Below are 23,151 nucleotides of genomic sequence, written 5' to 3'. Positions count from 1 at the left end.
CGCCCGCGCTGTTTCCATGGGGCCATGTGGCCTTCTGGAGCCGCCCGTGCCGGTGCGGCCGCCCTCGTCCTGGTTTCGGCCGCCGCCTGCGGGACGGCCGCCGCGTCGCCCGCGCCGCCTCTCCCGGACTGGCCGGTGCCGACGCTCTACCCCAAGTCGGCGCCGCCCGCCTCCCCCTGGGGGCGGCCCGCCGTCTCCGACGACTTCGACGGCGACCGCGTCGACCCCGCGAAGTGGGTCGTCTACGACTCGCCCGACGCCGCCGTGAACCCCCGCACCGCCGCCGCGACGACCGTCACCGGCGGCGCCCTCAAGCTCACCGGCGGCCTCTACGGCGGCCGCGACCTGTCGGGCGGCATCGCGTCCCGGCTGCACCTCACCCACGGCCGCTGGGAGGTGCGGATGCGCGCCGACCGCGGCGTCGGCTACTCGGCGGTCGCGCTGCTCTGGCCGAAGGTGTTCGGCGCCCCCGAGGCCGCCGAGATCAACTTCGCCGAGATGATCGACCCGTCCCGGCGCAGCACCGGCCTGTTCGTCCACCACGGGCCCGAGGGCACCCAGCTCCAGCGCAGCGTGGACGGCGACTTCACCCGCTGGCACGTCTTCGCCCTCGACTGGCTGCCGCACCGCCTCACCTTCTGGAAGGACGGCCGCCGCGTCTGGGACTACCGCGGCCCCCTCACCCCCGAGCGCAGCCGGATGGGCCTCGCCCTGCAGAACGACCAGGTGTGCGACCGCGGACCGGGGTTCTGCCGGACGCGCGCGACGCCCCGATGGGTCAGCATGTACGTGGACTGGGCGCGCATTTACCGCGCGCCCCATTAGACGCATCGCAACCTGGGCAGGAGTTCGGCGTGAGCACCGAAGAAGTCGACGTCGTAGTGATCGGTCTCGGCCCCGGCGGCGAGGACGCCGCGGGCCGCCTCGCGGAGGCGGGCCTCGCGGTCGTGGCCGTGGAGGCCGGCCTCGCCGGCGGCGAGTGCCCGTTCTACGCCTGCGTCCCCACCAAGATCATGGTGCGGGCGGCCGGGCTGCTGGAGGACGCCCGCCGCGTCCCCGGCATGGCCGGCACGGCGACCGTCGAGCCCGACTGGTCCGTGGTCGCCGACCGTTTGAAGAACGAGGCGACGAACGACTGGGACGACGCCTCGCACGTCAAAGCCCTGGAGGACAAGGGCGTCACGTTCGTGCGCGGCCAGGGGCGCCTCACCGGCCCGCGCGAGGTGACCGTCGGCGACCGCGTCTTCGCCGCCCGCTGCGGCGTCCTGCTGAACACCGGCACCGCGCCCGCCGTCCCGCCGATCGACGGCCTGGACGGCACCCCCTACTGGACCAACCGGGACGCGGTGAAGGCCACCGCCGCGCCCGCCTCCCTGATCATCCTCGGCGGCGGCTTCGTCGGCGCCGAGCTCGCGCAGGTCTTCCGCCGCTTCGGCACCGCCGTCACCATGATCGAGCGCGGCCCGCGCATCCTCGCCGTCGAGGAGCCCGAGTCCAGCGCGATGCTGGCGGACGTCTTCACCCGCGAGGGCATCGACGTCCGCTGCGACACCTCCATCGAGGCCGTCTCCCACGACGGGAAGGCGTTCACGGTCCGCACGAGCGGCGGCGACCTCACCGCCGAGCAGGTCCTCGTCGCCACCGGCCGCCGCCCCAACCTGAAGGGCCTCGGCCTCGCCGCCGTCGGCCTGGACGAGTCGGCCCGCTCGGTCCCCGTCGACGAGCACCTGCGCGCGGGCGACGGCCTCTGGGCGATCGGCGACATCACCGGCAAGGGCGCCTTCACGCACATGTCGATGTACCAGTCGGCCATCGCGGTCCGCTCGATCCTGGAGCAGGAGGGCCCGCCCGCCGACTACCGCGCCGTCCCGCGCGTCACCTTCACCGACCCCGAGATCGGCTCGGTCGGCATCACCGAGGCGCAGGCCCGCGAGCAGGGCCTCGCCGTCCGCACCGGCAGCACGCGGATCGCCGACTCCAGCCGCGGCTGGATCCAGAAGGTCGACAACGACGGCTTCATCAAGCTCGTCGAGGACGCCGAGTGGGGCACCCTCGTCGGCGCCACCGTCGCGGGCCCGGCGGGCGGCGAGATCCTCGGCCTGCTCACCCTGGCCGTCAAGGCCGAGGTCCCGACCGCCACCCTCCGCACCATGATCTACGCCTACCCCACCTTCCACCGCGCCCTGGAGACCGCCCTCGCCGACCTCGACTCATAACGGCCGCCCCCGGAACGCGAGGACGGCGGGTCGGCGTGGTCCCGGCGAGTGTCGGCTGGACTGTTCCGCACTTTGTGAAAGCGGCCGCCTGAGATCCATCGCTTCCGTATTGTCTCCTGCGGGAATGGGAGGGGTGCGGTGCGCGAGGATCACGCGACGCTCGTCGGACTGGGGTTCGGTCCCGGGGAATTGGAATCCCTTGGGCTGGACAGACCCGCAGTAGCGGACCCGTCCGTCCTCATGGACGTCTACCTGCGGCGGAGCGGCAAGAAGGAGGACCTGGCCACGTTGCGGGGGCATCTGCGAAGCATGGTGGGCTGGGCGCAGGCGAACGGGCTTCAGATCCGTCATGTCTGGTTCGAGCAGCTATCGGCTTCCAAGGCGTACGTACGACGCAGGGAGTTCGAGAAGGCCACGCAAGCGGTCATGGACGGCGAGTCCACGACGCTCGGCGTGTGGAAGACCGACCGCTTCGACCGGCGCGGTATGGGAGCGGTGGGCCGGATGCTCGATGAGTTCGACCGTCGAAGATCACGGCTCGTTTCCGTGTCGGAAGGGCTGGACTCGTCACAGGGCGGCCGCATCGTCTTCGCGATCCTGAGCGAGCGCGCGAGGGATGAGGCGAAGGACATGGCGCAGCGCGTGAAGGTCGGCCATGACGCGCACAAGGCGGAAGGACGGAGAGGGACGGGGAGACCGCCCTTCGGCCTTTACAGTCCGCCCGGGAGCGGCAAGGTCGAACCTCATGCCGACGAGTACGGAACGGCTCGCCGGCTGGCGGATCTCCTGCTCGACAAGAAGACGACGAAGGAGATCGCCCATCGGCTCAACGAGGAGGGGCGCCGGACCCGGAGTGGTGCCACCTGGTCGCCCACGGCGGTGAGCAAACTCGCTCAGTCCCCGCTCTTCGCGGGCATGGTCCCGGTCCGGCGCCGCAGGACGGATGAGCACGGTGACCCTCTGGGTAGCTGGGCGGGGTACGGCGAACCCCTGCGCGATGGGCTGGGCGAAGTCGTCATGTGCGGGGAAGGGGTGGTGACGCCGGGCGAGTGGTTCAAGATCAAGGCACTCATCGCCGCGCGGACCGATGATCGGTGGGCGAAGGGAAAGCCGGCGGCGAAGTACCTGGGGACGGGCAGTTACCGATGCGGACGGCTGCGGGACAAGAGCGGCACGGGCGAGCTCGAACCGTGCGGCGGCTCGATGGGCCATCGCGGCGGACGCTACCGGTGCGAAGTCAGGCAGACGCGGGGCGAGTCGATCTGCAAGGGAGTGGCGACACTCGCCGACCGTCTCGACCGCGCGGTCGGGCAAGCCTGGGTCCGTCACGTCGCAACCCTTGAGCCCGACGACCCGGTGGTCATCGAGATGGCCCGTCGTTGGCTCGCCTTCATGGACCCGGAAACGCAGGCGAGGAGGAAGGAGATCCAGAAGGTTCTCGAGGCGGCTCGGCGTCGTGTGAAAAAACTCGAAGACGACTTCTACGTGTACGGGAAGATGGACGAAGAGCGCTTCGAGGAGTTGAGCGAAGGGCAGCGCGCCGTCATCGCGAGCGCCGCTGCGAATCTTGAGGCGCTGGACGCACGGGCGGACCTGTCGCAGCTCACCCGGGTCCCGGTCCTGCAGGATGCCTGGGAAGCGGCCGACACGGTGGACAAGCGCATGCTCCTGAAATGCGCGTTGGGGGAGCGGGGCGTCACCGTCAGGCCCGCAGCGCGGCAAGGGGACCGCACTCCGATCTTGGAACGCCTTGAATTCGACTGGCTGTCGAACGACGTCGCGACGACCTGGGAGTGAGTCCAGAGTAAAGCGGGAGCCTTCGGACCGGGCTGCATCCGCGCGGCTTGAGCCGCCCATGGCGGATGGGCGGGACGGGGGTGGGTGAGCGAGGATGGAGGTATGCCCAACCGACTCGCCCAGGCCACGTCTCCGTATCTCCTCCAGCACGCGGACAACCCCGTCGACTGGTGGCCCTGGGAGGCGGACGCGTTCGCGGAAGCCCGGCGACGTGATGTCCCTGTGTTCTTGAGCGTCGGCTACAGCGCCTGCCACTGGTGCCATGTCATGGAGCGCGAGTCCTTCGAGGACGACGAGACCGCTGCGTACATGAACGAGCACTTCGTGTCGGTGAAGGTGGACCGTGAGGAGCGGCCTGATGTGGACGCGGTCTACATGGAGGCTGTGCAGGCGGTCACCGGGCAGGGCGGCTGGCCGATGTCGGTGTGGCTGACCCCGGACGGAGAGCCCTTCTATTTCGGTACGTACTTCCCGCCTCGCGCTCGCCATGGCATGGCGTCCTTCCGTCAGGTGCTCGAAGGCGTGCACAGCGCCTGGACGGGCGGGCGGGACGAGGTGGCGGAGATCGCGGGAAAGATCACGCAGGAGCTCGCCGGACGGAAGCCGGCCATCGCGGATCCCGGAGCGCCCACGGAGGAGACCCAGGCTTCGGCCCTCCTCCGGCTGGCCCGGGACGTCGATCCGGCGAGCGGTTGGTTCAGAGGGGACACCAAGTTCCCCCCGTCGATGGTGATCGAGTTCCTGCTGCGTCACCACGTCCGTGCCGGCTCGGCCGAGGCACTGCACATGGCGGAGGGGCTCTGCGAGGCGATGGCTCGCTCGAGCCTCTATGACCAAGTGGGAGGTGGTTTCCACCGGTACGTACTCACTCCGAGTACCGGTGGACCTTTGGTCCCGCACTTCGAGAAGATGCTCTATGACAACGCGCTGCTCGCGCGCGTCTACGCGCACTGGTGGCGGATCACCGGGAGCCCGTTCGCGCGGCGGATCGCGGTGGAGACCTGCGACTGGATGTTGCGCGACCTGCGGACGGAGCAGGGCGGTCTCGCGTCGGCGCTGGACGCCGACAGCGAGGGCGAGGAGGGCCGCTACTACGTGTGGACGCCCGAGCAGTTGCGCGAGGTGCTCGGGGACGAGGACGGCGCGTGGGCGGCGGGGCTGTTCGAGGTGACGGGGACGTTCGAGCACGGCACGTCCGTCCTGCAGTTGCTGCGCGATCCCGACGACGCCGAACGCTACGCGCGGGTGCGGAACGCGCTGCTCGCCGCGCGCGCGCAGCGGGTGCCTCCGGCGCGCGACGACAAGGTGGTCGCGGCCTGGAACGGGCTGGCCGTCGCGGCGCTCGCCGAGTGCGGTGCGCTGTTCGAGCGGCCCGATCTGGTCGAGGCGGCCGGGGAGGTGGCGCGCCTGCTGGCGGGCGTGCACCTGGACGGCGGTCGGCTGGCCCGCACCTCGCGCGATGGCGCGGCCGGTGCCAACGCGGGCGTGCTGGAGGACTACGCCGACGTGGCCGAGGGCCTCGTCGCCCTGCACGCCGTCACCGGTGACGCCGCGCACGTCGAGCTTGCCGGGACGCTGCTGGACGCGGTGCTGGAGCACTTCCCCGACGGCGCGGGCGGTTTCTACGACACCGCCGACGACGCCGAGCGGCTGTTCCGCCGCCCGCAGGACCCCACCGACAACGCGACGCCGTCGGGGCAGTTCGCTGCGGCGGGCGCGCTGCTGTCGTACGCGGCGCTCACCGGGTCGCAGCGGCACCGGGAGGCGGCCGAGGGGGCGCTCGCACCCGCGCGGACGCTGGCGGCCAAGCACGCCCGGTTCGCCGGGTGGGGTCTGGCGGTCGCGGAGGCCCATGTGGCGGGTCCGCTGGAGGTCGCGGTCGTGGGAGAATCGGACGACCGGCGGACCCGTGACCTGCACCGCACCGCGCTGCTGGCGGTCTCGCCGGGCGCGGTCGTCAGCGTCGGGGCACCGGGGGACGAGCGCGTGCCGCTGCTGGCCGGGCGGGGTCTGGTGGGCGGCGCCCCGGCGGCGTACGTCTGCCGCGACTTCGCCTGCCGGCTGCCCGTGACGACCTCGGCGGAGCTGGTGGCGGAGTTGCGGGCGTGACACCGGCGTAATTGGACCCGGGGTCCATTTTGTGGCAGTGTGACCTTGATCTCCCTGCCGCTTGGTGTTACCTCTTGGTAGCGGAGGCGGGGCTGACGGAACGCGGCCCCGGGTGTCAGGGTGCCGGTGGATGCGCCGGGTATCTGGACGATGGCCGGGCCGCGCGGCATAGTCGTGGGGCCGGTCTCCGGGCGATGGACGAGGGAGTGTTGCCGTGCGCAAGCCGGGCCGCCGGGTGCTACCGACGATCATCGGCGTCACGGTGGTCACCACTCTTGCCGCGAACGTCACGGTCCTGGTGACCCGCGACGGGGGCGCGCCGCCGCAGGCGCGCCCGCGGTCGGAGACGCGCGCCCGGTTCGTCGCCGCCGCCGACGCCACCACGGCGCCGGTCGCGCCGCTCGGCAAGCGGCTCACCCCGCACGTGCTGGTCGCCGCGCCGACCGCGCTGCCCGGCACCGTCATCGACAGGGTCCGGCACGCCAAGGGCGTGCGCGGCGTCGAGGTGGTGGACGCCGTCCAGGCGATGGTCGCGGGCAAGCGCGTCGGGCTGCTCGGCGTCGACCCGTCGACGTTCCGCAACTACACGCCGAAGCCGACCGCGCAGTCCGACGCCCTGTGGCGCAACGTCGCGGGCGGCGACGCGGCGATCTCGTTCACCATGGGCAGCGACGGCGGCGTGAAGCTCGGCAGCCAGGTCCCGGTCGGCGGCAACGAGCGGCAGACGCAGGTCCGCGTCGGCGCCTACGCCACCATGGGCATCGGCGACGTGGACGCGGTCATCTCGCACTCGACGGCGCAGAGCCTCGGCATGCCGGTGTCGAACGCGATGCTGATCAGCGTTCCGAAGGTGAAGCCGGCGGCGTTCATCAAGGCGCTGAAGAAGGTGCTGCCGAAGCAGGCCAAGGCCGTCGAGGTGAACCCCGAGATCGACTACCCGAGCGCCGGGGCCGCGCCGAAGTCCAACGGGCAGGTGATGAGCGCGCTGCAGGTGCGCACCGTCATCAAGGCCGCCTACACGCGGCTCGGCTGGCCCTACGTGTGGGGCGGGGAGTCCGAGGCCGAAGGCGGCTACGACTGCTCGGGCCTCATGCAGTACGCGTTCGCCCGCGCCGGGATCCGGCTGCCGCGCGTCGCCGCCGACCAGGCCCGCGCCGGGTGGGTGCTGCCCTACAGCAAGGCGCAGCCGGGCGACATGCTGATCTGGGCCAACGACCCGACGGCGCCGGGCTACATCTCCCACATCGCCCTCTACATCGGCGGCGGCAAGATGGTCGCGGCCCCGCACACCGGCACGGTCGTGCAGGTCCAGAACGTCTACACCCGCAACCTCAAGGGCGTCGTCCGGGTCAACCCGCAGCTGTCGGGCCGCATCTCCGGGTAGCGCGCGCCGCCCGCGGCCCGAACTCCCTTCTGGCGGCCGGCCGGACGCGGGTGTAATTTTGATTACGTGACTACGCAGGAGGGGGCGGAGCAGCTGCGCGGCTGGTTCGCCGAGCGGCTCCCGGACGGCTGGTTCGCCGGCGAGCCGGAGATCACGCTCGACCGCGAGGAGGTCGCCGTCGTCGGCCGCCTCGCCGAGCCCGACGGCGCGGACGGCCTGCCGGAGGGCGAGCGCGCGGGCCGCGCCGAGGGCCGCATCGCGCGGTTCCGCGAGAGCACCCGCGACCAGCGCGTCGCCATCGCCCGCGAGGCCGAGCACCGCTTCGGCCACAAGGTGTCCTGGGGCGCGGCCTGCGGCGACGTCCGGGAGATGTTCACGACGCTGTCGGTGCCGGTGATGACGCGGCTGCGCCAGCCCGAGCGCCGCGTCCTGGACACCCTGGTCGAGGCGGGCGTCGCGCGCAGCCGGAGCGACGCGCTCGCCTGGTGCGTCCGGCTCGTCGGCAAGAACACCGACGCCTGGCTCGGCGAGCTGCGGGCCGCCCTGGAGCACGTCGAGCGCGCCCGCGCGTCCGGCCCGACCGCCTGACGGCCGGTCCGGCGCCGCCGCAATCCTTACCCTAAGCCGCCCCGCACGAGGTGTGATCAAGGGCATGACCTGCCCTAACGTGCATTCCTAGCGTGCGTGCCAAGGAGGGGGGCGGCGTGCAAGGACTCCGCTGTCTGGACGGTTCACGGCTGGCCGTCGTGCCGGTGCCGTCGCGGGACCGGGGCGGCACCCCCTACGAGGTGACGCTGGAGCTGCGCCGCGACGGCGACACCTTCGGCGCGGTGGGGGAGCGCTGCGGCCACGCGCTCGCCGGCCTCGCCGTCCGGGTGGCGGCCGCCCGCGCCGCCGGGTCGCCCGAGGCGGCCCGCTGGCCCGATCCCGACGACCGCTTCCCCGACCCCGTCCCCGCCTCCGCGCCGGGCGCCCGCGAGCCCGAGCTGTTCGCCTTCCGCTACCGCGACCGCGCCGACCTCGTCAGCAGCGGCGAGCTGCGCTGCACGCTGCGCACCACCTCGATGTGGATCGGCGCGTCCGACGCCCGGGAGGGCGAGGACGGCGGCTGGCGGGTCGCCCGCCGCGCCGTCGTCGAGGCGTGGGGAGCGGGCGGACGCGGGGTGCGCGCGGTGCTCACCTCCGCCGAGCTCGCGGGGTTCCTGGAGGGGCTGCTCGCCGACGCCGAGCGGGCTGGCGCCCGATATCGGGATATACCGGGCTGGTCCCGTAGGTAGCGGGCGCGGGCCATAATTGAGCGTCCTGCCCCACCGGGGGACGGTCGCTCGAAGGGAAGCCCAGCATGGCGGATCGGCAGAGCCGGAAGGAGCGCCGGACCGGCCGCGACGCGCGGCGTGACGGCAAGCTCCGGGACGAGACGCTGCGGGACCTGGCCCGCCGGGAGAGCGCCACCGACGGCACGGTCACCAAGGCGATCCGCCGGAGCGGCCCCTACGCCGCCGTCCGCGAGGTCGTCTACCGGATGTACGAGCGGCGGGTGGAGTCCTCGCTGCCGACCGACAACATCCCCCGGCACGTCGGCGTCATCCTGGACGGCAACCGCCGCTGGGCGCGCGCGATGGGACTGTCCGACGTCAACCGGGGCCACCAGCGCGGCGCCGACAAGATCTCCGACCTGCTGCACTGGTCCGCCGAGGCGGGCGTCGAGGTCGTCACGCTCTGGCTGCTGTCCACCGACAACCTGACCCGCCCGGAGGGCGAGCTGGCCCCGCTGCTGCGGATCATCGAGAACACGGTGCGGAACCTGGCCGCCGAGGGATGGCACGTCAAACCGGTCGGCGCGCTCGATCTGCTGCCCGACAAGACCGCCCGAGTCCTGAAAGATGCGGGTGAAGCGACATCTGACGCCCCCGGCCTGATTGTGAACGTCGCCGTTGGGTATGGAGGTAGGCGTGAGATCGCTGATGCGGTGCGCTCACTGCTCCTTGAGCAGGCCGGTCGTGGCACCAGCATCGAGGAACTGGCCGAGGTCCTCGATGTGGAGCACATCGCCGAGCATCTCTACACGCGCGGTCAGCCGGATCCCGAACTGGTCATCCGCACCTCGGGCGAACAGCGGCTCTCCGGCTTCATGCTGTGGCAGAGCGCGCACTCGGAATTCTACTTCTGCGAGGTCCACTGGCCGGACTTCCGCAAGGTCGACTTCCTGCGGGCTCTCCGCTCCTACGCCGCGCGCCACCGGCGCTTCGGTTCCTAAGGGGCCCCGCGCCCCTGCCCACCGCCCCGTCCGGGCGGACCGGTGCGCCACCCATTCCCCCATAGTCAGGGAGATCGAGTGGCCACAACCGCCTCGCGCCGTCCCGTCCCCGGGAGCACCTCCGGGGGACCGCTCCCGGATCGGCGCACGTACGTCCTCGACACCAGCGTCCTGCTCGCCGACCCGGGAGCGATGACCCGGTTCGCCGAGCACGAGGTCGTACTCCCCATCGTCGTCATCTCCGAGCTGGAGGGCAAGCGCGACCACCCCGAGCTCGGGTACTTCGCCCGGCAGGCCCTGCGCACGCTGGACGACCTCCGCCTGGAGCACGGCCGCCTCGACGAGGCGCTCCCGGCGAACGAGCAGGGCGGCACCCTGCGCGTCGAGCTGAACCACGCCGACCCGAGCGTGCTGCCCGACGGGTTCCGGCTCGGCGACAACGACACCCGCATCCTGTCGGTCGCGGGCTGGCTGGCCCGCGAGGGCCGCGACGTCGTGCTCGTCTCCAAGGACCTGCCGATGCGGGTCAAGGCGTCGGCGGTCGGCCTCGCCGCCGAGGAGTACCGGGCCGAGCTCGCGGTGGTGGAGTCCGGCTGGACCGGGATGCGCGAGGTGGAGATCCCCGGCGGGCTCGTCGAGCAGCTCTACGACAGCGGCGAGCTGCACCTGGAGGAGACCGCCGACCTGCCCTGCCACACCGGCCTGCGGCTCCTGTCGGAGCGCGGCTCGGCGCTCGGCCGGGTGCAGGCCGACAAGACGGTGAAGCTGGTCCGCGGCGACCGCGAGGTGTTCGGCCTGCGCGGCCGCTCGGCCGAGCAGCGCGTCGCGCTCGACCTGCTCATGGACGAGGACATCGGCATCGTGTCGCTCGGCGGCCGGGCCGGCACCGGCAAGTCCGCGCTCGCGCTCTGCGCGGGCCTGGAGGCCGTCCTGGAGCGCCGCCGGCACCGCAAGGTCGTGGTGTTCCGCCCGCTGTACGCGGTCGGCGGGCAGGACCTCGGCTACCTGCCGGGCTCGGAGAACGAGAAGATGTCGCCGTGGGCGCAGGCGGTGCACGACACGCTGTCGGCCGTCACCACCCCCGAGGTGGTGGACGAGGTCCTCGACCGCGGGATGCTGGAGGTCCTGCCGCTCACCCACATCCGCGGCCGGTCGCTGCACGACGCGTTCGTGATCGTCGACGAGGCGCAGTCGCTGGAGCGCGGCGTGCTGCTCACCGTGCTGTCGCGGATCGGCGCCGGGTCGCGGGTCGTGCTGACCCACGACGTGGCGCAGCGCGACAACCTGCGGGTCGGGCGGCACGACGGCGTCGCGGCGGTGGTGGAGCGGCTGAAGGGCCACCCGCTCTTCGCGCACGTCACCCTCACCCGTTCCGAGCGGTCCCCGATCGCCGCGCTGGTCACCGACATGCTCGGCGACATCGGCGTCTAGACCGCTCCACCGCGCGCCGGGCCACCGCCCGGTGACGCTCCGTACAACCCGGGACGCCCCGGTGGCCGCGCGGCCACCGGGGCGTTCGCGTTCCAGGCCCCGCCGCGCCGGAGCGGAACGCGTCCGGGTGATCGACGGACGGTGATCGTGAGACGTCACTCCGTGTGAATGTGATGAAGGACACACTCCCGGCGGCGAGGACGAAGAACCGCAGCTCCGCAGGGCGTTAAGGTAACTTTTCGGTCAAGTTGACAAGTGTGCGGACGAGAGCATTCGTCTCGTTCTGGTTGCGGAGCATCCCCGATCGTCCGGCATTGTGTGTCCCCGTAAGCACCCCCAGAACGGTGCGTATCCGCCTATGTCGACCCTGACGTCGGGCACGGCGCGCTCCGTTCCGTGTCCGGGCCCGCCTTCGCGGCGGCCGCCGGACGAGGGGTGGAAGTGCTCGTGCACGTGCCCATGCGTGCCCGACCGTCGGAAGGACCGCCTTGTCCGGAGACTCGTTCGGGTCCCCTAGGCGTGACGATCGACAGGGCTCCGCCCCCGCCGGCTCGTGGGGCGCCGCCCCCGAGAACGGCGCGGACCGCCGGGTCGCCGGCGCCCCCGCGGCGTTCGGCACCGCCGGCAGCGACGGCCGCACCGCCGGGTTCCCGGCCATGGACGGCTCCGGCCCGGCCGCCTTCGGCGCGGACGAGGCCCCCGCGGACGTCCTCGGCCACGGCGACTCGTACGGCGGCGGCCCCTCCGGCGACTCCTACGGCGACCCCCACGGCGACCCGCAGGCCGCGCCGCGCCGCGCCCGCCGCGGCGAGGCCCGCACCGGCCGCCGCGGCGTGAAGGCGGCCGCGGTCGTCGCCGGGGCCGTCGTGCTCGTCGGCGCCGGCGCCGTCACCGCCTTCGCGGTGACCGGCGACGGGGAGGCCGACGCGGCCGACAAGACCGCCATCGCCGCGGCGCCCCTCAAGGACGCCGCCGCCCAGGCCGTCGACGCCAAGGCCCTGGAGGCGCAGCGCAGCAAGCAGGCCGCCGACCGCGCCTCGCGGGCCGTGCGCACCAAGGGCAAGGCCCCCAAGCTGTCGCCGAAGGGCAAGCCGCTCCCGAAGCCCACCCCGACGCCGAGCAAGAGCGCGTCGTCCGGCGGCGGCTCGGGCACGGGCGCGGGCGCCGACCCGGTGCCCGCCGGCGAGGCGCAGGCCATCGCCAAGGCCATGCTGCCGAGCTACGGCTTCAGCGGCAGCGGCCAGTTCGCCTGCCTGGTGAAGCTGTGGAACCGCGAGAGCGGCTGGCGCACCACCGCGGCCAACCCCTCCGGCGCCTACGGCATCCCGCAGGCCCTGCCGGGCTCCAAGATGGCGAGCGCCGGCTCGGACTGGCGGACCAGCGCCCGCACCCAGATCAAGTGGGGTCTCGGCTACATCAAGAGCCGCCACGGCACGCCCTGCGGCGCCTGGCAGCACTCCGAGACCAACGGCTGGTACTGACCCTCCCGCCCGTGCCGCCCGCCCAGGGCGGCACCGGGCCCCTGTTCTCCGGACGGCCGGCCGCGAGCCGCGCCGTCCGGTGAGGACGACGACGTCCTCTCGAAGGACGCCCGGCGTCCTTCCCGCGCGGATGCCTTCCCCCTGCCCGCGCGGTCTGGTGCCGCGATGACGCGGCCGGTCCGATGACGGACCCCATCTCCATATCCCCGGTGGCCGCGGACACCCGTCCGCCCGCCGCCGGAACACCCCGGAACCGTGCGCGCCCGCGCCCGCCTCCACGGCGGCGCCGAGCGCGCGCGTGCCACCGCGTCCCGGACGGGGCGCGGCGCGGTGCCCGGCCGTCCCGCAGCGCGCGGGACAGCGCCGCACGGGGTGACCCCTACCGGGTCGGCCGGCCGCCCGGTACGTCGAAAGGCTCATCTTGACCCGCAAGTCCCTCCAGCGTTCCGCCACCCTCGCCGTCGCCGCGTCGCTGTCCTTCGGCGTCGCCGCGCAGGCGGTGCCCGCCCAGGCCGCTCCGGCCGCCACCGTGCGGACGGTCCAGACGGCGCAGGCGGCGCGGACCGCTCAGGTCCAGACCCTGGCCGTGAAGGCCAAGGCGAAGAAGAAGACCCGCGCCCAGCGCAACAAGGCCATCGCCAAGAAGCTGGTCAAGAAGCGCGGCTGGTCGACCCGCCAGTACAAGTGCCTCGTGAAGCTGTGGAACCGCGAGAGCCACTGGAACCACAAGGCCGGAAACGCCTCGGGCGCGTACGGGATCCCGCAGGCGCTGCCCGGGAAGAAGATGCGCAGCGCCGGCAAGGACTGGCGGACCAACCCGCGCACCCAGATCAAGTGGGGGCTGGGGTACATCAAGAAGCGGTACAAGACCCCGTGCCGCGCGCTGAACCACTCCAGCGCGCAGGGCTGGTACTAACCACCGCACAACGGGCCGCGGCCCGTCCGCACAGCTCCCCATACGGGCGCTAGGGGCGGGATGTCGCGGTCGGTGGACGGGGGGACGGGCCGCGGCCCGTCCCCTTTTGTCCGCCCGCTCTGGCACCGCACGCCAATAGGTCGGCAAAAGCCCGTCCCGGAGACCCGCCGGAGCGTGTCCGCGCGGCCCCGCCGGGGCACAGGCTACGTCGCGTGCCATCACTGATACGGAACGTGATCAGGATCGTGTCGCTGGGCGCGGCCACCGCGCTGGTCGTCGTGCCCATGGCGGACGACCCCTTCGCGCCGGCGCCGGACCGGGCCGACCGCCTGGCCGCCGTCGCCTACGCGGAGCGGCTCCACGGGGACCGCGCGGCCGGGGACCGGCCGGCCCGCAACAAGGACCTCGCGCGGGCGCTGATGCGCGGCCACGGCTGGCGGTCGGAGCGCCAGTTCCGCTGCCTGGAGCGGCTGTGGAGCCGCGAGAGCCACTGGAACGAGAGCGCCCACAACCCGGCCGGGGCGCACGGCATCCCGCAGGCCCTGCCGGGCTCCAAGATGGCGAGCGCCGGACCGGACTGGCGGTCCAGCGCCCGCACCCAGATCAAGTGGGGCCTCCGCTACGTGGCCGCCCGCTACGGGACGCCCTGCTCGGCCTGGAACCACTGGCAGGCCGCCGGCTGGTACTGACCCGGCCCGCTACCGGTCCCGGTCCGCGCCGGTCATCGACAGGACGTCCAGGGCGGCGTCGAGCTCCTCCTCCGTCAGCTTGCCCGCGTCCACGTACCCGCGCTCCAGCACGACCTGCCGGATCGTCTTCCGCTCGGCGAGGGCCTGCTTGGCGACCTTGGCGGCCTCCTCGTAGCCGAGGTAGCGGTTCAGCGGGGTGACGATCGACGGCGAGGACTCGGCGTACTCGCGCATCCGCGCCTCGTCGGCCTCGACGCCGTCGATCACCCGGTCGGCGAGGAGCCGCGACACGCTCGCCAGCAGCGCGATCGACTCCAGCAGGTTGCGGGCCAGCATCGGCAGCGTGACGTTCAGCTCGAACGCGCCGGCCGCGCCGCCGAACGCGATGGCGGCGTCGTTGCCGATGACCTGCGCGGCGACCTGCACGACCGCCTCGGGGACCACCGGGTTGACCTTGCCCGGCATGATCGACGAGCCGGGCTGCAGGTCGGGCAGCCGGATCTCGGCGAGGCCGGCCCGCGGCCCCGACCCCATCCAGCGCAGATCGTTGGCGATCTTGTTGAGGCCGACCGCGATGGTCTTCAGCGCGCCGCTCGCCTCCACCAGCCCGTCGCGGGCGCTCTGCGCCTCGAAGTGGTCGCGGGCCTCGGTCAGCGGCAGCCCGGTGGTGCGGGCGATCTCGGCGATGACGCGGGCGGCGAACCCGGCGGGGGTGTTGATGCCGGTGCCGACGGCGGTGCCGCCGAGCGGCAGCTCGGCGAGGCGCGGCAGGACGGCCTCCAGCCGCTCCACGCCGTAGCGGACCTGCGCGGCGTAGCCGCCGAACTCCTGGCCGAGCGTGACGGGCGTCGCGTCCATCAGGTGGGTGCGGCCGGCCTTCACCAGCGGCGCGAACTCCACCGCCTTGCGGTCCAGGGCGCCCTCCAGGTGCCGCAGCGCGGGGATCAGCCGGTTGACGACGGCGTCGGTCGCGGCGATGTGGATGGAGGAGGGGAACACGTCGTTGGACGACTGCGAGGCGTTGACGTGGTCGTTCGGGTGGACGGGGCGGCCGAGGCGCTCCGCGGCGAGCGTCGCGACGACCTCGTTGGCGTTCATGTTGGAGGAGGTGCCCGAGCCGGTCTGGAACACGTCGACGGGGAACTGGTCGTCCCAGCGGCCCTCGGCGACCTCGCCCGCCGCCTCCGCGACGGCCCGCGCGACGTCCTCGTCCAGGACGCCGAGCTCGGCGTTCACCACGGCGGCGGCGGCCTTGATGCGGGCGAGCGCGGCGATGTGCGCGGGGTCCAGCGTCCGGCCCGAGATCGGGAAGTTCTCCACCGCCCGCTGCGTCTGCGCGCGCCACTTGGCGGCGGCGGGCACCCGCACCTCGCCCATGGAATCGTGCTCGACCCGGTACTCCTGCTCGCCGGCCATCGCCGACACCTCCGCAAAGCTCGCCGTTGTGCTTCTCTCCGTCCAGCGACGGATCACCGGCGACCATTCCCCGCCGGGGCGGGGTTAGAGGTGAGATGGGCGACGCGCGGTCAGGACGAGGCCTTCTGCACCGTGTAGCTCTTGCGCTGCCCGGGGGTGCCGGCGGGCTGCTCCTTGCCGTTCACCCACACCTCGCAGGCCGCGGCGTCGTAGACGACGGCGTTCAGGCGCGGCTGGCCGTACTGGCGGGCGGTGCCGACGCTCAGCGTCTCGTTCGACAGCACGGTGAGCCGCGTGCCCGGCACCGACACGAAGATCTTGCAGCCGGCGTCGCGGGCGCGGATCACCAGGGTGCTGTCGGCGGCGCCCGCCGGGGCGGCCGAGGACGACGCGGCGGGCGCGGACCCGGCGGCGGCGGTCGGGGACGGGCCGGAGCCCTCGCGCATCATGCCGACGACGAGGGCGGTCGCGCCGATGCCGCAGGACGCGACGGTGGCGCCGATCAGCCCGATCACCACCATCATCCGGTAGCGCGGGGGGCGGGCCCGGCGGCCGCTGCGGGGACCGGTCATCGCTCTCTCCAGCCGGTCCGCGGCCCGCGCCTGCGTGAGCCGCCTCGTCGGGTTCTTCTCCAGCAGCCCGGTGACGACCGGGCCGAGCGCGCCGGCGTTCTGCGGGGCGGGCGCGGACTCGTTGGCGAGGGCGCTGAGGGTCGCCATCACGTTCTCGCGCTCGAAGGGCGGGCGGCCCTCCAGCGCGGCGTACAGGGTCGCGCCGAGGGACCACAGGTCCGAGCGCGGGGTGGCCTTCTCGCCGGCGGCGACCTCGGGCGCCACGTAGGCGGGCGACCCCATGAAGTGACCGGTCTTGGTCAGGCTGGAGGAGCCGGAGGAGAAGGCGAGGCCGAAGTCGGTCAGCACGACCCGGTCGCCGTCCAGCAGGACGTTGCTCGGCTTCAGGTCGCGGTGCACGATGCCGGCGCGGTGCGCGACGGCGAGCGCCTCCAGCAGGCGGCGGCCGATGTGGGCGACGCGCTCGGCGGGCAGCGGCCCGGAGCGCTCGATGAGCTGCTCCAGGCTGGGCGCCTCGATCAGCTCCATCACGATCCACGGCCGGCCCGCCTCGATGACCACGTCGTAGACCTCGACGATGGACGTCGAGCGCAGCGCGGCGGGCGCGCGCGCCTCGCGCAGGGTGCGGCGGTAGAAGACCACCCGGTCGCTCTCGGAGAGCTCTTCGGGCGGGCGCAGCTCCTTGACCGCCACCGCGCGATCGAGGAGGTCGTCGTGCGCCCGCCAGACGATGCCGTTGGCACCCTGGCCTATCTCCGAGACCAGCCGGTAGCGCGTCGCGAGCACGAGGCGCTCTGACTGAGACATGGCGGAAAAGATACCGGAGTGGCCATGCGGTCATCCGTGAGACCGCAGGACCAACTCGGATTTAGGGCCGATACTGTGACCTACCCCCCGGTCACTCCCCGGCCTTCCTGTCCCGCAAGGTGACACTCGCGTTGTTTATCGCGATTCGCCGCCTCGCGGCGGGCGGCATCGGGGATGGTGGGTGGGAAGCGGGGCCGCCTGCGGTACCGGGCCCCGCCCGCCCTGGGGAGGCCCGCGTGCAACCAGCGCCGCACCGCATCCCGCCCTTGGCTCCGGGCGATCCGCCCGAGGCCGGCGGGTGCGTCCTGCTCGGCCGCCTCGGCGCCGGCGGCATGGGCGTGGTCTACCTGGGGCGGGCCCCCTCGGGCGCGCTCGTCGCGGTGAAGACGCTGCCGCCGGCGCGGGCCGCCGACCCCGAGGCGCGGCTGCGGTTCCGTGCCGAGGCCGCCTACGCCCAGCGCGTCGCCTCGTTCTGCACCGCCCGGGTGCTGGACGACGGCAGCGGCCGCGAGCACCCCTACATCGTCACCGAGTTCATCGAGGGGCCGCCGCTGTCGCGGACGGTGGAGCGGCACGGGCCGCTGCCGGCGGACGCGGTCGCCGCCGTCGCGATCGGGGCGGCGGCCGCGCTCGTGGCGATCCACGGCGCGGGCCTGGTGCACCGCGACCTGAAGCCGGGCAACGTGCTGCTCGCCCCGGCCGGCCCCCGCGTGATCGACTTCGGGATCGCCTACGCGCCCGAGCTCGCCGAGGCGCTGACCGAGACGGGCGTGGTGATGGGCAGCCCGGGGTGGATCGCGCCCGAGCGGCTCACCGGCGGCCCGGCCACGGCGGCGTCCGACGTGTTCGGCTGGGGCTGCCTGGTCGCCTACGCCGCGACCGGCCGGCACCCCTTCGGGGCGGGCCCGCCGGACCGGCTGGCCGAGCGGGTCGTGCACCTGCCGCCCGACCTGGAGGGCCTCGGCGACGACCTGCGGCCCGCGGTCGTCGCGGCCCTCGCCAAGGACCCGGCGGACCGCCCGACGGCCGCCGGGCTGCTGCGCGCGCTGCCGCAGTCGGCGGCGGGCGGCGACCCGGCCGCGGCGATCGCGCGGCTCTGGCGGCCCGCGGCGTTCGTCGAGCGGCCCGCCGCGCCCGAGCCCCCGGCGCGGCGCTCGCGGGTGAAGGCGGGGCTCGCCGCCGCGTGGGCGTCGGTCGCGGTGGCCGCGGTGGTGTGGGCGGTGGCGGCCGCCGCCCCGGGCGGCGGGCCGGCACCGGACCGGGTGCGGATCGTGGTGACCACGACGGCGGTCGTGCCGGGCGCCTCGTCCGTGCCGGTGTCGGCGGTGCGGACGCTGCGCGGCGCCGGCCCGCCGCCCGGCGGCGTCACCGGCAGCGCCCGCGCGGCCCGGCCGACGCCGTCGGCGCCCCCGGGCGGCACGAGCGGCCGGGCGGCGCCGCCGTCCGCGTCCGCGACCCCGGCGCCGCCGCCCGCGACGGAGGGGCCGACGGCGTCGCCGACGCCGTCCCCGACGTGGGTGAAGCCCTGCCGGAAGAAGCCCCGCAAGTGCCGGCCGGTGTGGCCGCAGCCGATCCTGCCGACGGCCCTGCCCGGCTCCACGCCGCCGCCGCAGGACTGAGCGGGGCAGCCGGGCGGGCCGGGCGGGCCGGGCGGGTCAGCGGCGGCCGATGGTGAGGACGGGGCCGGTGGTGTCGGCGAAGAAGTCCTCGCCCTTGTCGTCGACGACGATGAACGCCGGGAAGTCCTCGACCTCGATCTTCCAGACGGCCTCCATGCCGAGCTCGGCGTACTCCAGCACCTCGACCTTCTTGATGCAGTCCTGGGCGAGGCGGGCGGCGGGGCCGCCGATGGAGCCGAGGTAGAAGCCGCCGTGCGCCTTGCAGGCGTCGGTGACCTGCTGGGAGCGGTTGCCCTTGGCGAGCATGACCAGGGAGCCGCCGGCGGCCTGGAACTGCTCGACGTAGGAGTCCATGCGGCCCGCGGTCGTCGGCCCGAACGACCCGGACGCGTACCCCTCGGGGGTCTTGGCGGGCCCGGCGTAGTAGACGGCGTGATCGCGCAGGTACTGCGGCATCGGCTCGCCCGCGTCCAGCCGCTCCTTGATCTTGGCGTGGGCGATGTCGCGGGCGACGACGAGCGGGCCGGTGAGCGACAGGCGGGTCTTCACCGGGTAGCGGGTCAGCTCGGCGCGGATGTCGGCCATCGGCCGGTTCAGGTCGATCTGCACGACCTGGTCGTCGAGGTGCTCGTCGGTGGTGTCGGGCAGGAAGCGGGCGGGGTCGGTCTCCAGCCGCTCCAGGAACACCCCCTCCGCGGTGATCTTCGCGGTGGCCTGGCGGTCGGCGCTGCACGACACCGCGATCGCGACGGGGCAGGACGCGCCGTGGCGGGGCAGGCGGACCACGCGCACGTCGTGGCAGAAGTACTTGCCGCCGAACTGGGCGCCGATGCCGAGCTTCTGCGTCAGCTTGAAGACCTGCGCCTCCAGCTCGACGTCGCGGAACCCGTGGCCGAGCGGCGAGCCCTGGATCGGCAGGGCGTCCAGGTAGTGCGCGGAGGCGTACTTGGCGGTCTTCAGCGCGTACTCGGCGGAGGTCCCGCCGACGACGATCGCCAGGTGGTAGGGCGGGCAGGCGGCGGTGCCGAGCGAGCGGATCTTCTCCTCCAGGAAGGCCAGCATCCGCTCGGGGTTCAGGACGGCCTTGGTCTCCTGGTACAGGAACGACTTGTTGGCCGATCCGCCGCCCTTGGCCATGAACAGGAACTTGTAGGCCTCGCCGGGCGCCGCGTACAGCTCGACCTGCGCGGGCAGGTTGCTGCCGGTGTTGCGCTCGTCCCACATCGTGACCGGCGCCATCTGCGAGTACCGCAGGTTCAGCTTGGTGTAGGCGTCGTAGACGCCGCGCGAGATGTGCTCCTCGTCGCGGCCGTCGGTGAGGACGTGCTGGCCGCGCTTGCCCATGACGATGGCGGTGCCGGTGTCCTGGCACATCGGCAGGACGCCGCCGGAGGCGATGCCGGCGTTCTTCAGCAGGTCCAGCGCGACGAACCGGTCGTTCGGGCTGGCCTCGGGGTCGTCGAGGATGCGGCGGAGCTGCGCGAGGTGGGCGGGGCGCAGCAGGTGGGAGATGTCGCGCATGGCGGTCTCGGTGAGCAGCCGGAGCGCCTCGGGCTCGACCTGCAGGAAGGTGCGGCCGCCCGCCTCGAAGGTGGACACGCCGTCGGAGGTGAGCAGGCGGTACTCGGTGTCGTCCGGGCCGGTGGGCAGCAGGTCGGTGTAGGAGAACTCAGGCATGAACGATCCTCGCGCGCGTCCGATGGGGGCCGCCCTACAGGGTACGACTCCCGCCCACCTGCTCGAGGGCGGGTGCGGCGGGCGCCGCGGGCGGGGCCGGGCGCCGGGGGCGCCGGGGCGGGCGCAGCCCGAGGACGACGCCGGCGGCGACGAGCGCGGCGCCCGCGAGGTCGGCGGGGGAGGGCAGGCCGAGCCCGAGGGCGCAGGTGGTCGCGACGGCGCTGACGGGGACCAGGCCCGCGAACAGCCCGGCGCGGTCGGCGCCGATCGCGGCGATGGAGCGGTACCAGAGCAGGAACGCCACGGTCGTCACGACCACCGACAGGTAGGCCAGTCCCGCGGCCTCGGCGAGCGTCGGGACGCGCAGCAGGCGCGCGGGGCCGTCCAGGACCAGGCCGGCGGCCAGCAGCATCGGGACGGCGAGCGCCGCCGAGTACGCCGAGACGCGGAGCGGCCCGAGGCGGGGCAGCAGCGGCACGGCGAGCAGCGAGAAGCACGCCTCCCCGGCGAGCGCGCCGAGCGCCCAGAGCAGCCCGCGCGGCGACCCGCCGCCGAGGCCGCCCGCGAGCGCGGCGCCCGCGGTGACGGCGCAGGCGGCGGCGATCGCCGCGGCGGACGGGCGGCGCCCGGCGAGGAGCGGCCCGGCGACCGCGAGGACGACCGGGACGGCGCCGATCACCGTTCCGACCGTCGCGGGGGAGGTGTCGCGGGTCGCGGCGATCACGCAGACGTTGAAGGCGGCGAGGCCGGTCCCGGCGAGCGCGGCCAGCAACAGCCAGTCGCGGGCCGCCGGGCGGGGGCGGCCGCGGTCGCGGCGGGCGGCGACGGCGAGCAGGACGGCGGCGGCGACGGCGTAGCGGACGGCCTGCCCGCCGAGAACGGGGTAGGGGGCGATGACGGCGGACACCGCCGTCAGCGTGCCGACCAGGGCCATGGCGGCGGCCGCGCCCGCGGTGCCGCTCCGAGCCGGGGCGTTCGTACCGGAAGGGGTCATGGCATGGGACGCTAGAAGCCCGTTGGACCCCGAGACAGGGCCAATCCCTCCTGCGAATCCCGGACCAATCGTGACCGACCTGCACCTGCCGCTGGACCGCGCGTCCGGCCGGCTCGCCGCGCAGATCGCCGCCGGCCTCCGCGACGGCGTCCGCGGCGGGCGGCTGCCCGCCGCGACCCGGCTGCCGTCCAGCCGCGACCTCGCCCGCGACCTCGGCGTCTCGCGCGGCGTCGTCGTCACCGCCTACGAGCAGCTCGTCGCCGAGGGCTTCCTCACCGCCCGCCGCGGCGACGGCACCCGCGTCGCGCCGCTCGCCCGCCCGGACGCGCCCGCGGCGCGGCGGCCCGCCGTATGGCCGTGCGAGCAGCCCGCCCCGCCGGAGATCCGCTACGACCTGCGGCCGGGCCAGCCCGACCTCGCGGCGTTCCCGCGCGAGGGCTGGCTCGCCGCGCTGCGGGCGGCGCTCCGCGACACTTCGCACGAGGACCTGCTCGCCTACCCCGACCCCGGCGGCGTCCCCGCCCTCCGCGCCGAGCTCGCCGGCTACCTCGGCCGGGTCCGCGCCGCCGCCACCGCCCCCGACCTGGTCACCATCGTGAACGGCGTCGCGCACGCCATCTCCTCCGTCGTCGCGCTGGCCGTCGCGGACGGGCACCGGGTCCTCGCGGTGGAGGACCCGACGAGCGACCGGCAGCTGCCCATGCTGGAGGCGACCGGCGCCCGCCTGGCCCGCGTCCCGGTGGACGGCGAGGGACTGGACGTCGCCGCGCTCGCCCGCACCGGCGCGCGCCTCGTCCTCGTCACCCCCGCGCACCAGTACCCGACCGGCGTCGTGCTGTCCCCGGCGCGGCGGGCCGCGCTGGTGGCGTGGGCGCGCGACACCGGCGGGCTGATCCTGGAGGACGACTACGACGCCGAGTTCCGCTACGACCGCGACCCCGTCGGCTGCCTGCAGGGCGTCGCGCCCGGCCACGTCGCGCTGCTCGGGTCGGTCAGCAAGGCCCTCGCGCCCGCCCTCCGCCTCGGCTGGGTCGCCGCGCCCGCCCCGCTCGCCGCGCGGCTGCGCGAGCACCGCGCGCGGACCGACCTCGGCGCGCCCGCGATCGAGCAGCACGCCCTCGCGCGCTTGCTGGCCTCCGGCGGCCACGACCGGCACCTGCGGACCATGCGCCGCCGCTACCGGCGGCGCCGGGACGCGCTCGCCGCCGGTCTCGCCCCGCACGCCCGGGTGCGCGGCGTCGCGGCTGGCCTGCACCTGTACGTCGAGCTCCCGGCGGGCTGTGACGAGGACGACACCGTCGCCGCAGCGGCCCGCGCCGGGGTGGCGGTGGCGGGCGGCCGGTCCGCGTGGTCGCCCGAACGGGCCGGTCAGGCGCCGCCCGCGCTCGTCCTCGGCTACGGCCGGATCGGCGAGGGGCGGGCGGCGGCGGCCGCCGCGCTGCTCGCCGGGGTGATTACGCACGGTGCGCGAGGGTAGGAGCGCACGCACGAGAGGGAGGTTGGACATGAGCTTGGACGAAGCGGCCCGGCAGCTCAAGATGGCGGCGCACGACGCCCAGGTGGCCTTCGACTGCATCGGCCTCGGCGAACTGGACCGGGCGATGGAGAACGCGGTGACCCTGCGGGCCGCCGCCGACGCCGCGCTGCTCGCCCTGGGGCAGGCGAACGAGACCATGTCGCCCGAGCAGGCCGAGGTGGCCGGCGAGAACGCGATGGTGCAGCTCCAGGAGGACTCCTGAAGCGCACCGCCCCCTGAATACAGCGGAGCCGCCACGCGAACGCGCGT

At 74.2% G+C, this 23,151-nt stretch carries 19 protein-coding genes; 15 read left to right on the top strand and 4 right to left on the bottom strand.

What is annotated here, in order from left to right:
* Positions 1–24: 24 nt before the first annotated feature.
* The 12 genes from K1Y72_RS04060 (at position 25) to K1Y72_RS04005 (ending at position 14,280) form a co-directional block, all read left to right on the top strand.
* Positions 25–825 (top strand): glycoside hydrolase family 16 protein, encoded by an 801-nt coding sequence (locus tag K1Y72_RS04060; RefSeq protein ID WP_220163324.1) that lies wholly within the window; start codon positions 25–27, stop codon positions 823–825.
* Between the two features lie 29 nt (positions 826–854).
* Entirely contained in the window at positions 855–2,216 is a 1,362-nt protein-coding gene (locus tag K1Y72_RS04055) for a dihydrolipoyl dehydrogenase family protein (RefSeq protein WP_308286882.1), read from the top strand.
* A 240-nt stretch (positions 2,217–2,456) separates the two neighbouring features.
* Positions 2,457–4,013 (top strand): recombinase family protein, encoded by a 1,557-nt coding sequence (locus K1Y72_RS04050; RefSeq protein WP_220163322.1) that lies wholly within the window; start codon positions 2,457–2,459, stop codon positions 4,011–4,013.
* A gap of 102 nt (positions 4,014–4,115) precedes the next feature.
* Positions 4,116–6,122: a thioredoxin domain-containing protein gene (locus K1Y72_RS04045; RefSeq protein WP_220163321.1), complete on the top strand. Its 2,007-nt coding sequence runs from the start codon at positions 4,116–4,118 to the stop codon at positions 6,120–6,122.
* A 214-nt stretch (positions 6,123–6,336) separates the two neighbouring features.
* Complete coding sequence (locus K1Y72_RS36970) at positions 6,337–7,506, top strand: C40 family peptidase (protein ID WP_220163320.1); 1,170 nt, start codon at positions 6,337–6,339, stop codon at positions 7,504–7,506.
* A gap of 66 nt (positions 7,507–7,572) precedes the next feature.
* A complete protein-coding gene (abmR, locus tag K1Y72_RS04035) occupies positions 7,573–8,094 on the top strand; it encodes an ATP-binding transcription factor AbmR (RefSeq protein WP_220163319.1) in 522 nt (173 codons plus the stop codon).
* Positions 8,095–8,210: 116 nt separating this feature from the next.
* A complete protein-coding gene (locus K1Y72_RS04030; RefSeq protein ID WP_220163317.1) occupies positions 8,211–8,783 on the top strand; it encodes a hypothetical protein in 573 nt (190 codons plus the stop codon).
* 65 nt (positions 8,784–8,848) lie between these two features.
* Positions 8,849–9,763, top strand: coding sequence for an isoprenyl transferase (locus K1Y72_RS04025; RefSeq protein ID WP_220163315.1), 915 nt, complete (start codon positions 8,849–8,851; stop codon positions 9,761–9,763).
* Positions 9,764–9,841: 78 nt separating this feature from the next.
* Positions 9,842–11,194, top strand: coding sequence for an RNA 5'-3' helicase PhoH2 (gene phoH2, locus K1Y72_RS04020; protein WP_220163313.1), 1,353 nt, complete (start codon positions 9,842–9,844; stop codon positions 11,192–11,194).
* Between the two features lie 488 nt (positions 11,195–11,682).
* Complete coding sequence (locus K1Y72_RS04015) at positions 11,683–12,675, top strand: aggregation-promoting factor C-terminal-like domain-containing protein (RefSeq protein ID WP_258571873.1); 993 nt, start codon at positions 11,683–11,685, stop codon at positions 12,673–12,675.
* Positions 12,676–13,096: 421 nt separating this feature from the next.
* Positions 13,097–13,591, top strand: a complete 495-nt coding sequence (locus K1Y72_RS37535; RefSeq protein WP_372452823.1) for an aggregation-promoting factor C-terminal-like domain-containing protein — start codon at positions 13,097–13,099, stop codon at positions 13,589–13,591.
* A 233-nt stretch (positions 13,592–13,824) separates the two neighbouring features.
* Entirely contained in the window at positions 13,825–14,280 is a 456-nt protein-coding gene (locus K1Y72_RS04005) for an aggregation-promoting factor C-terminal-like domain-containing protein (protein ID WP_220163311.1), read from the top strand.
* A 9-nt stretch (positions 14,281–14,289) separates the two neighbouring features.
* Here K1Y72_RS04005 and K1Y72_RS04000 read toward each other — a convergent pair whose 3' ends face one another.
* Together K1Y72_RS04000 and K1Y72_RS03995 are read right to left on the bottom strand one after the other, a co-directional pair.
* Positions 14,290–15,696: a class II fumarate hydratase gene (locus K1Y72_RS04000; protein WP_220163309.1), complete on the bottom strand. Its 1,407-nt coding sequence runs from the start codon at positions 15,694–15,696 to the stop codon at positions 14,290–14,292.
* 110 nt (positions 15,697–15,806) lie between these two features.
* Positions 15,807–17,075: a serine/threonine-protein kinase gene (locus tag K1Y72_RS03995; protein ID WP_220163307.1), complete on the bottom strand. Its 1,269-nt coding sequence runs from the start codon at positions 17,073–17,075 to the stop codon at positions 15,807–15,809.
* 236 nt (positions 17,076–17,311) lie between these two features.
* Between K1Y72_RS03995 and K1Y72_RS03990 the strand changes: the two genes are divergently transcribed.
* Complete coding sequence (locus K1Y72_RS03990) at positions 17,312–18,694, top strand: serine/threonine-protein kinase (protein WP_220163302.1); 1,383 nt, start codon at positions 17,312–17,314, stop codon at positions 18,692–18,694.
* Positions 18,695–18,730: 36 nt separating this feature from the next.
* Here K1Y72_RS03990 and K1Y72_RS03985 read toward each other — a convergent pair whose 3' ends face one another.
* Both K1Y72_RS03985 and K1Y72_RS03980 read right to left on the bottom strand, forming a co-directional pair.
* On the bottom strand, positions 18,731–20,371 hold the full coding sequence (locus tag K1Y72_RS03985; protein ID WP_220163300.1) for a fumarate hydratase: 1,641 nt from the start codon (positions 20,369–20,371) through the stop codon (positions 18,731–18,733).
* 34 nt (positions 20,372–20,405) lie between these two features.
* Positions 20,406–21,365, bottom strand: a complete 960-nt coding sequence (locus tag K1Y72_RS03980; RefSeq protein ID WP_220163298.1) for an EamA family transporter — start codon at positions 21,363–21,365, stop codon at positions 20,406–20,408.
* A 70-nt stretch (positions 21,366–21,435) separates the two neighbouring features.
* Here K1Y72_RS03980 and pdxR point away from each other — a divergent pair, with 70 nt between their 5' ends.
* Together pdxR and K1Y72_RS03970 are read left to right on the top strand one after the other, a co-directional pair.
* Positions 21,436–22,842, top strand: coding sequence for a MocR-like pyridoxine biosynthesis transcription factor PdxR (gene pdxR / locus K1Y72_RS03975; RefSeq protein ID WP_220163296.1), 1,407 nt, complete (start codon positions 21,436–21,438; stop codon positions 22,840–22,842).
* A gap of 28 nt (positions 22,843–22,870) precedes the next feature.
* On the top strand, positions 22,871–23,104 hold the full coding sequence (locus K1Y72_RS03970; RefSeq protein ID WP_220163294.1) for a hypothetical protein: 234 nt from the start codon (positions 22,871–22,873) through the stop codon (positions 23,102–23,104).
* The last annotated feature ends 47 nt before the right edge of the window (positions 23,105–23,151 follow it).

The organism is Actinomadura parmotrematis (genome assembly GCF_019458805.1).
Taxonomy (GTDB): domain Bacteria; phylum Actinomycetota; class Actinomycetes; order Streptosporangiales; family Streptosporangiaceae; genus Spirillospora; species Spirillospora parmotrematis.
Note: the sequence above shows the minus strand (reverse complement) of the source record. Positions and strands in the feature narration are given on the sequence as shown.